At 58.4% G+C, this 11,888-nt stretch carries 12 protein-coding genes; 5 read left to right on the top strand and 7 right to left on the bottom strand.

All coding sequences use genetic code 11. The features are described from left to right. Positions 1-139: 139 nt before the first annotated feature. Positions 140-1,141, bottom strand: a complete 1,002-nt coding sequence (locus CKW15_RS24440) for an LLM class flavin-dependent oxidoreductase (protein ID WP_095152833.1) — start codon at positions 1,139-1,141, stop codon at positions 140-142. A gap of 238 nt (positions 1,142-1,379) precedes the next feature. Between CKW15_RS24440 and CKW15_RS24435 the strand changes: the two genes are divergently transcribed. Together CKW15_RS24435 and CKW15_RS24430 are read left to right on the top strand one after the other, a co-directional pair. After that, the gene (locus tag CKW15_RS24435; RefSeq protein ID WP_095059701.1) at positions 1,380-1,811 is read left to right on the top strand and encodes an OsmC family protein; all 432 of its coding nucleotides are present in this window, start codon (positions 1,380-1,382) and stop codon (positions 1,809-1,811) included. 135 nt (positions 1,812-1,946) lie between these two features. Continuing rightward, complete coding sequence (locus tag CKW15_RS24430; protein WP_095152832.1) at positions 1,947-2,180, top strand: DUF1161 domain-containing protein; 234 nt, start codon at positions 1,947-1,949, stop codon at positions 2,178-2,180. A gap of 3 nt (positions 2,181-2,183) precedes the next feature. On the opposite strand, the gene CKW15_RS24425 is transcribed toward CKW15_RS24430, so the two are convergent. After that, positions 2,184-2,606, bottom strand: coding sequence for a hypothetical protein (locus tag CKW15_RS24425; RefSeq protein ID WP_095152831.1), 423 nt, complete (start codon positions 2,604-2,606; stop codon positions 2,184-2,186). A 40-nt stretch (positions 2,607-2,646) separates the two neighbouring features. Next, positions 2,647-3,069: a hypothetical protein gene (locus CKW15_RS24420; protein ID WP_095059704.1), complete on the bottom strand. Its 423-nt coding sequence runs from the start codon at positions 3,067-3,069 to the stop codon at positions 2,647-2,649. Between the two features lie 59 nt (positions 3,070-3,128). On the opposite strand from CKW15_RS24420, the gene CKW15_RS24415 reads away from it, so the two are divergent. Continuing rightward, positions 3,129-4,232, top strand: a complete 1,104-nt coding sequence (locus CKW15_RS24415) for an aminopeptidase (RefSeq protein WP_095152830.1) — start codon at positions 3,129-3,131, stop codon at positions 4,230-4,232. On the opposite strand, the gene CKW15_RS24410 is transcribed toward CKW15_RS24415, so the two are convergent. From CKW15_RS24410 to CKW15_RS24395, 4 genes are all read right to left on the bottom strand, one after another. Then, a complete protein-coding gene (locus CKW15_RS24410; protein ID WP_095059706.1) occupies positions 4,214-5,443 on the bottom strand; it encodes a nucleoside recognition domain-containing protein in 1,230 nt (409 codons plus the stop codon). The genes CKW15_RS24415 and CKW15_RS24410 overlap by 19 nt on opposite strands. A 190-nt stretch (positions 5,444-5,633) precedes the next feature. Beyond that, positions 5,634-6,965 carry a glutamate/aspartate:proton symporter GltP gene (gene gltP / locus CKW15_RS24405; RefSeq protein WP_095059707.1) on the bottom strand — a complete coding sequence of 444 codons (1,332 nt, stop codon included), beginning with the start codon at positions 6,963-6,965 and terminating at the stop codon, positions 5,634-5,636. Positions 6,966-7,776: 811 nt separating this feature from the next. After that, positions 7,777-7,941: a DUF1328 domain-containing protein gene (locus CKW15_RS24400; RefSeq protein WP_020798027.1), complete on the bottom strand. Its 165-nt coding sequence runs from the start codon at positions 7,939-7,941 to the stop codon at positions 7,777-7,779. A gap of 70 nt (positions 7,942-8,011) precedes the next feature. Further along, positions 8,012-8,296: a hypothetical protein gene (locus tag CKW15_RS24395; protein ID WP_095152829.1), complete on the bottom strand. Its 285-nt coding sequence runs from the start codon at positions 8,294-8,296 to the stop codon at positions 8,012-8,014. A 436-nt stretch (positions 8,297-8,732) separates the two neighbouring features. Between CKW15_RS24395 and algB the strand changes: the two genes are divergently transcribed. Both algB and CKW15_RS24385 read left to right on the top strand, forming a co-directional pair. Next, positions 8,733-10,079, top strand: coding sequence for a sigma-54-dependent response regulator transcription factor AlgB (gene algB / locus CKW15_RS24390; RefSeq protein ID WP_095152828.1), 1,347 nt, complete (start codon positions 8,733-8,735; stop codon positions 10,077-10,079). 10 nt (positions 10,080-10,089) lie between these two features. Continuing rightward, on the top strand, positions 10,090-11,883 hold the full coding sequence (locus CKW15_RS24385) for a KinB sensor domain-containing domain (RefSeq protein WP_095152827.1): 1,794 nt from the start codon (positions 10,090-10,092) through the stop codon (positions 11,881-11,883). Positions 11,884-11,888: the final 5 nt, after the last annotated feature.

Genomic DNA, 11,888 nt, shown 5'->3' with positions numbered 1-11,888 from the left:
GTTGATGAATCGGTGCTGATCTACAACGCGGAGCGGCCACATCTGGCCTTGAAATACAAAACGCCCGATGCAGTGCATCGGGCGTTTTGAGACTGAAACAGGTGTAAACCTATTTCAGGACTAGACACGGGTTTTCGCATCAACCTTTCATGACTTGCGCCAGCAGTTCGTAGGAATGCACGCGATCGGAATGTTCGTACAAGTCACAGGTAAAAATCAGCTCGTCCGCCTGAGTCTGCTCAATGAGCACGTCCAGTTTGGCGCGGATTTTCTGCGGGCTGCCCACCATGGCCAACCCCAGGAAATCACGCACAGCTTCTCGCTCATGGGGTAGCCACAGGCCATCCATGGATTCCACCGGCGGACGCTGCACCAGGCTCTGACCACGCATGAGCGCGAGAATCCTTTGGTACACCGACGTCGCCAGGTAATCGGCTTGCTCATCGGTGTCGGCAGCCACCAGCGGCACACCGAGCATCACGTAGGGTTTGTCCAACACGGCCGATGGCTTGAAATGGTTGCGATAGACGCGAATTGCCTCGTGCATGTAGCGCGGCGCGAAATGTGAGGCGAATGCGTAGGGCAAACCGCGCTCACCTGCCAGCTGTGCACTGAACAGGCTCGAACCCAACAGCCAGACCGGTACATTCGTACCGGTGCCCGGCATTGCGATGATGCGTTGGTCCGGGGTTCGCGGGCCGAGGTAGCGGACCAGTTCGGCGACATCTTCCGGGAAGTCGTCGGCGCTGCCGGAGCGTTCACGGCGCAGCGCGCGCGCGGTCATCTGATCGGAGCCTGGCGCACGACCCAGGCCCAGATCGATCCGGCCAGGATAGAGGCTTTCCAGGGTGCCGAACTGCTCCGCGATCACCAGCGGCGCGTGGTTGGGCAACATCACGCCACCCGAACCGACACGAATGGTCGATGTGCCGCCCGCAAGATAGCCGAGCAGCACCGATGTAGCGGAACTGGCGATGCCATCCATGTTGTGGTGCTCGGCGACCCAGAAGCGGTTGTAGCCGAACTTCTCGACGTGTTGCGCCAGGTCCAGCGAGTTGCGCAGCGACTGGGCGGGGCTGCCGTTCTCGCGCACAGGCACCAGATCGAGGGCCGAGAACTTGATATCGGACAGTCGTTTCATAAACCTGCTTCTCCAAATGAGGGCGCAGGTTTTTATGCGAGCAAAAACCTGCCGAATCCAAAGGCGTGTTTCATGCAATGTGGGCATATACCCGAGATTCAATAGCCGGGTAAAAAATCCTGCAAAAAAAGCGTCCCGATCGGACAGGATGAACTTTGCGCCTCGGTCTATCCTCACAACCCTGCTAATCGAAAACCACAAAGGCGTGACATTTCGCGCCGCTCTTGAGGAGACAGGCATGGCTATCACCAAGAAAGCATCGGCTCATTGGGAAGGGGACCTGAAAACCGGCATCGGCTCGATTTCCACGGAAACCGGCGTACTCAGAGAGGCACCTTATGGCTTCAAAGCGCGCTTCGAGGGCGGCAAAGGTACCAACCCGGAAGAGCTGATCGGCGCAGCCCACGCGGGTTGTTTCTCCATGGCGTTTTCAATGATTCTGGGGGAGGCGGGGCTGAAAGCCGACAGCATCGATACCAACGCTGAAGTGACTCTGGACCAGGTGGATGGCGGCTTTGCGATCACGGCCGTGAAACTGATCCTCAAGGCGAAAATCCCCGACGCAACTCAAGCCCAGTTCGAAGAGCTGAGCAACAAGGCTAAAGAAGGCTGTCCGGTGTCCAAAGTGCTGAATGCGAAAATCAGCCTGGATGCGACGCTGGTTGGCTAATACGCTTGCGCTTCGCAGCCTTCGGGCTGCGAACTTTTTGCCCTGAAACAAAACCTGAACGGCAAAACTGTGGTCGAATAAATGACAGCAGCCAAAACGCATTACCGTGCGTGCTGCCTCAAAGGAGCTTCAACCATGAAACGTTTTGCCTTGGCGGTTATCTGTTGCGCGCTGGCCACATCGGCGATCGCCGCACCGAAACCCTGTGAAGAACTCAAGGCCGAGATCGAAGCCAAGATCCAGGCCAGCGGAGTAACCTCCTACACGCTTGAAATCGTCACCAACGACGAAGTGCACGACAAGAATATGGTCGTGGGTTCGTGTGAAAACGGCACCAAGAAGATCATCTACCAGAAGAACGACCGCTGACACTCACATCAGGCAGTAGGCTTCCCGGTCTTCAGCGACGATCTCCCGCTTGGCGTTGTACAGCCGGGCGCCAGGGGTGAAGGCGATTGAGCGGCCTTCGAGCACGTAACGCTGACCGGCTTCGAAATGATCGTATCTGATCGTCAGGTAGCAAAGCCGTTCCGAGGGCCCGCTCATCATATTCATGCCCCCGCCGCCGGGTACTTCGAAGTCGAACCGGACGACCAGCTCATGGCTGCCGGGCAACACTTCGAAATAACGCCCGTCGCGCAATCGCTGCTTGTCGAGGCGCTCGGCCATCAACAACTTGTCGTTAGGGAAGGGCGTAGAGAACTCCACCCAGGCCATTTGAGGATTGGGTGTCGGCATCGGGGTTTGGCAGCCCGCGACCACACTGGCGGCGAACAACAGCATCAACCTGCGCATGTTGGATGTCTCAAGGGGTAGGCATCCAGCATAACGCTGATCAGGTGCGTTGGCAGCCCGCCGGCGTGCCCTGACCAATCACTTTGCGCTGTTGATCGTAGAGCTTTGCCCAAGGCCGGAAACCGATATTGCCCGCCTGCAGTTCATAGCGCTCGCCGGCATTGAATTCCTTGAATTTCACGTTGATCTGACAATCGCGCCACAGCGGCTCAGCGTCGGGCCCGATGTTGGTGGGTTGCACGGTGAACTGGTAGCGAACGGTCAACTCATGGCTGCCGGGTTGAACCTCAAAGTAGCGCTTGTCCTCAGTGGCCTTGTCGTCGACCTCCAGTGCCTGCAAAGCCGTATCTTCTTGTTGTGAATCCAGATCGATCCAGGCTTGCGAGGGATCGTGGTGCGGTAGTCCAAATCCAGCACAGCCAGCCAGCAACAGCAGGCTTCCCGTCAGCATCAACATGCGCATAGCGGAGCTCCAGTCAGGCGGGATAGTCTTGCGGGCAGACTCTCCAGGGTAAATTCATTTTGATCAGGCCACTTCCAAGCCTTGGGTTACTTGATCGCGTTTTTCGCGTTTTGTTTCCGGGTGTGATGTTTTTGTTGCTCAACGGTTGCAGCAGCGTCAGCTATTACAGGCAGTTGGCCAGTGGCCAGCTGCAACTGTTGCGAGCGCGGGAGCCTGTTTGCGAAGTGATCGCCGATCCGACTCGCGATCAAAAACTGCGCGCTCACCTGGCCCAGTCACAAAAGGCCCGGACGTTCGCCAGCCAGCAGCTGCGTCTACCGGACAACCAGAGCTATCGCCTGTACGCCGATATTGGCCGGCCATATGTGGTCTGGAATGTTTTCGTCACGCCGGAATTCTCCCTGACCCCGCAAAACCACTGCTTTCCCATCGCGGGTTGCGTGGCCTATCGCGGTTATTACAGTCAGAGCGCGGCTCGCGGTGAAGCAGCCCTGCAACGTCTGCAAGGGATGGATGTGTCGATTGGCGGTGTCGAGGCCTATTCGACACTCGGCTGGTTCAACGATCCGATCTTGAATTCGATGATGGGTTGGGGCGATGAACGACTGGCTACGCTGATTTTTCACGAGTTGGCGCATCAGCGTATGTATGTGAAGGACGACACCGAGTTCAACGAGTCATTTGCCACGTTTGTCGAGCAAGAGGGCACTCGCCAGTGGCGCGCCTTTCGCAACCTTCCTCCCGATAACAATGCGCAGGCACGCCAGCGTGACCAGTTCATTGAGCTAGTGCTGGACACCCGCAGCCGATTGGAGAAGCTCTATGCGCAGCCATTGCCGGCCGAACAAATGCGTCAGCGCAAAGCGGCGGAGTTTGAGCGGTTACGTGGCGAATACCGGCAAATGCGCGACCGTCAGTGGGCAGGCGACAAACGCTATGACGCCTGGATCAATGCTCCGATGAACAATGCCCGATTACTGCCGTTTGGCCTGTATGACCAATGGGTACCTGCGTTTGTCGCATTGTTCAACCAGGCGGGCGGTGACTGGCTGAAGTTCTACGCCGCCGTGGAAACGCTTGGCGCCTTGCCGCTAGAGGAGCGCAAGACAGCACTCAAAGCGCTGTCCGGATCAGCAAGCGCCCATCAACCGAAGAACCAGTAGCAAACACCGATCGCACCGAGCACCCCGGCCAGCTCCGCCAGCAGCGCACAACCGACCGCATGCCGAGCGCGCTGGATGCCCACGGCGCCGAAGTACACCGCCAGCACATAGAACGTCGTTTCGGTGCTGCCCTGGACGGTTGCCGCCACCAGCGCCGGGAAGCTGTCTACGCCCGAGGTCTTCATGGTTTCAATCAACATCGCCCGGGCAGCGCTGCCGGAGAAGGGTTTGACCATGGCGGTTGGCAGCGCATCGACGAACCGCGTATCCCAACCGGCCCATTCCACCAGATGACGAATCCCGTCCAGGCCAAAATCCAGCGCCCCGGACGCCCGCAGCACGCCCACCGCACACAGCATCGCCACCAGATACGGCAGCAGGTTCTTCGCGACATCGAAGCCTTCTTTGGCACCCTCGACGAAGGCCTCGTAGACCTTCACTTTGCGCAGCGCGCCGATCACAAGGAACAGCATGATCAGACCGAACAGCGTCAGGTTGCCGAGGATCGATGACAAACCGGCCAGTGCGGCGGCCGACATCGTGCCCAACAGCGCCATGAAGCCACCGAGGATGAGGGCACCGGGAATCATGTAGGCCAGCACCACCGGGTCCCAGATGCGCAGGCGTTGCATGAAGGCCACGGATAAAAAGCCGACGATGGTCGAGCAACTGGTGGCCAGCAGAATGGGCAGGAACACCAGCGTCGGGTCAGGCGCGCCTTGTTGGGCGCGGTACATGAAGATCGTCACCGGCAACAGCGTCAGGGACGACGCGTTGAGCACCAGGAACAGGATCTGCGCGTTACTGGCGATGGTGGCGCTGGGATTGAGCTCCTGCAGGGCCTTCATGGCTTTGAGGCCAATCGGCGTGGCTGCGTTGTCCAGGCCCAGGCCGTTGGCGGCGAAGTTCAGGGTGATCAGGCCGATGGCCGGGTGACCGGGCGGGACTTCCGGCATGAGGCGCAAAAACAGCGGGCCGAGCGCCTTGGCCAGCCATTCGACGATCCCGGCTTTCTCGGCGATCCGCAGAAAGCCGAGCCAGAGGGTGAGGGTGCCGAACAGCAGGACCATCACTTCGACCGACAGCTTGGCCATGGCGAAAATGCTCTCCACCATCGCCGCAAAAATCCCGGCATTACCGCCGACCAGCCACTGCACCAGCGCCGATATTGCGGCCACAACGAAGAAGCCAAGCCACAGGCCATTAAGCATCAGTCAAATCCCCCAAAAGATGCGCGAATGATAGCGGGGTGGCCAGAAACGACAAACCCCGGATTTCTCCGGGGTTTGTCTATGCGCTACACATCTGTAGGAGCCGGCTTGCTGGCGATTGCTGCACCGCGGTGTATCTGTCACATCGCGTTATCGTTCATCGCCAGCAAGCCGGTTTCTACAGAGGGTGTCAGTTGCTGGAAACTTCACCAGCCGGCAGCTTTTCCTTGCTGCGCCAGTGTGGCAGGGAGTTCCAGTAGCGCTGGCCCTTGGCATCGTCGTACATGCCTTCCCAACGCGAGATAACCAGTACGGCCAGGGCGTTGCCGATCACGTTCAGTGCGGTACGCGCCATGTCCATGATGCGGTCGACACCGGCGATGAACGCCAGACCTTCCAGCGGAATACCAACGCTGCCCAGAGTTGCCAGCAGTACCACGAAGGACACGCCCGGTACGCCGGCGATGCCTTTGGAGGTGACCATCAGGGTCAGGACCAGCAGCAGTTGCTGGCCGACCGACAGGTCAATGCCGTACAGCTGAGCAATGAAGATCGCCGCGATGCTTTGATACAGGGTCGAACCGTCGAGGTTGAACGAGTAGCCGGTCGGTACCACGAAGCTGCAAATGGCTTTCGGTGCGCCGTAGGCTTCCATCTTCTCGATCACGCGCGGCAGCACGGTCTCGGAGGAAGCGGTGGAGTAGGCCAGCACCAGCTCATCCTTGAAGATGCGCATCAGCTTGATCACCGAGAAGCCGAACAGGCGTGCGATCAGGCCCAGCACCACGAAGGCGAAGAAGGCGATGGCGACGTAAACCAGGATCACCAGTTTCGCCAGCGGCAGCAGGGAAGCGAAACCGAAGTTGGCCACGGTTACCGCGATCAGTGCGAAGACGCCGATCGGGGCGTAGTTCATGATCATGTGGGTGACCTTGAACATGCTTTCCGACACGCCCTGGAACATCGTGACCAGCGGATCACGCAACTCTGGCTTGAGGCTCGACAGACCGAGACCGAACAGCACGGAGAAGAAGATGATCGGCAGCATTTCGCCGCGGGTCATGGCCGCGAAGATGTTCGACGGGATCAGGTTGAGGATGGTCTCAATGAACGCGTGTTCATGCTGGACCTCCGCCGCCGTCGCCTGGTACTTGGAGATATCCACCGTTCCCAGCGTGCTCATGTCGATGCCGGCACCCGGATGGAACAGGTTGGCCATCAGCAGGCCTACGACGATGGCAATGGTGGTGACGACTTCAAAGTAGATGATGGTTTTGAGGCCGATGCTACCGAGTTTCTTCGCATCACCCACACCGGCAATGCCGACGATCAGCGAAGAGATCACGATCGGGATCACAATCATCTTGATCAGACGGATAAAGATATCGCCTGCCGGTTGCAGGACGTTGCTGATCCACCAGGCTTTTTCGGCACTGAAATGGTTGAGCAGCGCACCGATTGCAATCCCCAATACCAGACCGATGAGGATCTGCCAGGCGAGGCTAAGCTTTGCCTTCTTCATATCTTTACCCTTACTTCAGTTTGACTCGGACAGACGCATGGACTGGCCCGCTTGTGGCGAAACCGTCTGTGCATCTGCCCCCGTATAAGGAGCCCCGGAGCACTTGTTAATAGCTCTCTGGCAGGCGAAAAAAGGCGCAACTATTCCGATGCAAGGAAGCGACGTCTAATGCCGTAAACGCCTACCCCATGCCGAATCGGCATGAGGTTTTTTTACTGAAAGCGACGTCGCAATCGGTTCGAATACGACATTTCAGCAGGCATAAGCGCCGTGAACCGGTCATCACAGAGCAGGTTGGTTGTTTTTTGAGCAGGGCAGGATCGTGGTTTTTTCAGCAAAATCCCACGTGATGGCGAGAAAAATCACAGCAAAATAACGGTTATTTTTCTCGATATACGGTCACAGAGATTGCTGCGCAAATCATGTTTGTGAGCGCAGATGACCAACGGGGAGAGGAAAAACGAAGGAATGACGGTCTCAAGCGTATGTGTGATCAAGCCCTTCGCAAGTCCGTCGAGCCTGGGTCGGTCGGCGAACTTGCGACGCAGCTTTTCCTGACCCGGCCCTCGCGCAGGCACTCCCTGTACCCGTAGGTCACTCCGCCCCTGACACAGGCAGAACGTCCCGACCCCATGGTCATGCGCCGGCCTTCCTCAGGTGGCGCAGATGGAAAGAAGCGCGGCGGCCTCTTTCCTGTACAAATTCTGATCTTTCAACAAACCCTGCATACGCAGATCAGGCATGTCGGCAAGCCCTGGCACTACCGCCCAACAGCAGGGCGGCTGCCAGTGTTTTCGACAAACCGCTCATGTCAGCCGCGACCGCGACGGCTAAAGAAGAAGGAAGCAATGAACATCACCAGGAACACGACAAACAGAATCTTGGCGATACCCGTGGCGGTGCCCGCGATACCACCGAAGCCCAGTACGGCAGCGACAATGGCAATGATCAGGAATGTGATTGCCCAGCTCAACATGGTGATTCTCCTTACGCGTCTATTAAAGGTGCTGCGTTTCCCGGCGCATCAAAGGCGACAGGTGTATTGCCTAGAACACCCAACGCTCCTGGGGACGCATCTCGTCCACAGGCTGGGCCTGGTCGACGTCCATCATTCGCATCGGGGTGCTGTCGGCCTGGCTGCTGACAGCGCTGAATTGGGTTTGGGTCGGGTACTGAAACGTTGGGCGCGCCGCGTCTGGCTGCTGACTCTGCTCCCAGCGCACAAACTGCTGGCCGCCGATCAATGTGATCATCAGCGCCAGAACAGCGAACAAGCCTTGCTGGAAATACAGCGGCGATAGGCGCAAGTGGGCGGCACGTTGACGGTTCATCCTGAAGCTCCTCCCAATCAAGTCGGGATTGACGGGCGTTTGTTCTTGAATGCCCTGGTTAATCAGACCATTGCACCCTGCATGCCAGATTTTTTTGAGAACAAAAAACCTTTTAAATCAATACGTTATCAACTTAACGAAAATCACTTCAGGCGCATCCTGCACGATGCCGACCCTAGAACCGTGCGAATTGCACGATCCCAATCAAGGAAGTCGTAATTTTTTTGGAATTGCGAGGAGGGCGCAGATGTCAGAAATGGACGCAGGACGTTGTCTGAAACCGGGATTCTATTAAAAGACCCAAAGAATCAGGCTGCTAACTGATCATTGAGATGAGCGCTACCCTCTCTGTGCAGGAATAGCTCAGAATCAACCATGCAACTTGCCCGATTTTTCCGGGACTAAATTCAGACCATTCACTAAGGAGCGTAGGAAAATGGAATCAGCCACTGAGCATCAAGGCCGTATTCTGCTGGTGGACGATGAATCCGCCATCCTGCGTACTTTCCGATATTGCCTCGAAGACGAAGGCTACAGCGTGGCCACTGCCACCAGCGCCGCGCAGGCAGAGGCGTTGCTGCAACGTCAGGTTTTCGATCTGTGCTTCCTCGATTTGCGCCTTGGCGAAGACAACGGGCTCGATGTGCTGGCGCAAATGCGCGTACAAGCGCCCTGGATGCGGGTCGTGATTGTCACGGCGCACTCGGCCGTCGACACGGCAGTGGACGCCATCCAGGCCGGTGCCGCCGACTATCTGGTCAAACCATGCAGCCCTGATCAATTGCGACTGGCCACCGCCAAGCAATTGGAGGTGCGGCAACTGTCGGCGCGCCTGGAAGCCCTGGAAGGTGAGGTACGCAAACCCAAGGATGGTCTGGACTCCCACAGTCCGGCCATGAAGGTGGTTCTCGAAACCGCTCGACAGGTCGCCACCACCGACGCCAACATCCTGATTCTTGGCGAATCCGGCACCGGCAAGGGTGAGTTGTCTCAGGCCATCCACGGCTGGAGCAAGCGGGCGAAGAAATCCTGCGTCACGATCAATTGCCCGTCGCTGACGGCCGAACTCATGGAAAGCGAGCTCTTCGGCCATAGCCGTGGCGCATTCACCGGGGCGAGCGAAAGCACCCTGGGTCGCGTCAACCAGGCTGACGGTGGCACGTTGTTTCTTGACGAAATCGGTGATTTTCCACTGACGTTGCAGCCAAAGTTGCTGCGTTTCATCCAGGACAAGGAGTATGAACGCGTCGGCGACCCCGTGACCCGTCGCGCCGATGTGCGCATCCTCGCGGCCACCAACCTCAACCTTGAGGACATGGTGCGTGACGGCCGCTTCCGCGAAGACCTGCTCTATCGACTGAACGTCATTACTTTGCACCTGCCGCCGCTGCGCGAACGCCGCGAAGATATTCTCACCCTCGCCGATCGGTTCCTGGCGCGGTTCGTCAAAGAGTACGCACGACCGGCACGGGCCTTCAGCGATGAGGCGCGGGAAGCGCTGCTGAGCTACCGCTGGCCGGGCAACATCCGCGAGCTGCGCAATGTCGTCGAACGTGCGAGCATCATCTGCCCGCAGGAGCGCGTCGAGATCAACCACCTGGGCATGGCCGAAACCCCGGTCAACAATGCGCCACGTATCGGCGCGGCGCTGAGCCTGGACGAACTGGAAAAAGCCCACATCGGCGCAGTCCTGGCCACCGCCGACACGCTCGACCAAGCCGCCAAAACCCTGGGCATCGATGCTTCGACGCTGTACCGCAAACGCAAGCAGTACAGCTTGTGAGCCACTGCCAATGAAACTGGCGATGAAGTTGAGGACACGGCTCTTCCTGAGCATTTCCGCACTCATCACCGCAGCCTTGTTCGGGCTGCTACTCGGGCTGGTCGGCGTGATGCAGATGGCGGCTAGCCAGGAATCGCTGATCCGCAACAATTTCGCCACTCTGGATCTGGGTCTCAAGCTACGTCAGACCCTGGGCGACCAACTGGTCATCCTGCTCAGCGACAAACCCGATCCAAATGCCTTCGAAGCCTCCAAGCAGCAATACTTCAGTTTGCTTGAAGAAGGTATCGCCCAAGAGCCACAAGACGAGAAAGGCAACGAGTACGGATTCAGAAAAGCCAAGGCGGATTACCAGAGCTTCATCCAGGCGTATGAGCTGTCCCCGAACACCACAAATGTCCTCGGCAGCCACAATGACCTCGCCGACAAGTTCAACGCACTGCGTAATGGCTTGATCATCGAACACAAACGCGCGCTGGACGCCATCAACCTGATCCAGCAACAGGCCCGTGAACGTGCGCTTCTGGTAGCCGGGTTACTCGGGCTGGTGGGACTGGCAGTGCTGATCATCGGCTTCGTCACCGCCCATGCCCTTGCTCGGCGTTTCGGAGCGCCGATTGAAGCCCTGGTCCAGGCAGCGGATAACATCGGCCAAGGTAATTTCGATGTCACCCTGCCGATCTCGTCGGCTGCGGAGTTGAACCAACTGACCCGGCGTTTCGGGATCATGGCCGAAGCATTGCGTGACCATCAGGCCACCAACGTCGACGAGCTTCTGGCCGGCCAGCAGCGTTTGCAGGCGGTCCTCGACAGTATCGACGACGGCCTACTGATGATCGACCGCCAGGGCCATCTGGAGCACCTCAACCCCGTGGCCCAACGCCAACTCGGCTGGGACTCCGACCGCTTGGGGCAGGGCTTGGGCGCGGCATTGGAGCGCCCTGAACTCGATCCGCAGCTGCAACTGGTCCTGCGCGGCGGCACGCTGGAGCGAGCGCCGGACGATTTGAGCATCGAGGTCGACGGTGAAGCGCGCGTGTTGACCTACAGCCTGACCCCCGTCAGCCATACCCAAGGCCATATTCTCGGTGCCGTGATGGTGCTGCATGACGTAACGGAACAGCGGGCCTTCGAACGGGTGCGCAGCGAATTCGTGTTACGAGCCTCTCATGAGTTGCGAACACCGGTCACCGGCATGCACATGGCGTTCGGTCTGTTTCGCGAACGTGCGCACTTTGCCCCTGACTCCCGGGAGGCCGACCTGCTGGACACGGTCAACGAAGAGATGCAGCGCCTGATGCAACTGATCAACGACCTGCTGAACTTCTCCCGCTACCAGAACGGCTTGCAAAAGCTGACCCTGACACCCTGTTCCATCGAGGATTTGCTGGAGCAGGCTCAAACACGCTTTGCCGAATCAGCCAGCGAAAAGGAAATCGACCTGCTGGTAGAAGTGCAGGGACCGTTGCCTTGGCTGCAAGCCGACCAGCTGCAATTGGACCGGGTACTCGATAACCTGATCGACAACGCGCTGCGCCACACCGGCTCAGGCGGGCGCATACGTCTGCAGGCCCGACGGCATGGCGATCGGGTGATCATCAGCGTTGAAGACAATGGCGAAGGCATTGCCTACGGCCAGCAAGGACGGATCTTTGAACCGTTCGTGCAGGTCGGGCGCAAGAAGGGCGGTGCCGGGCTCGGTCTGGCCCTGTGCAAGGAGATCGTGCAATTGCATGGCGGTCGGATGGGCGTCTATTCACGGCCAGGACAGGGCACGCAGTTCTACATGGCGCTGACCGTTTAGAGCGG

Origin of the sequence: Pseudomonas sp. Irchel s3b5, assembly GCF_900187435.1 — a bacterium.
In the GTDB taxonomy this organism is placed as follows: Bacteria; Pseudomonadota; Gammaproteobacteria; order Pseudomonadales; family Pseudomonadaceae; genus Aquipseudomonas.
Note: the sequence above shows the minus strand (reverse complement) of the source record. Positions and strands in the feature narration are given on the sequence as shown.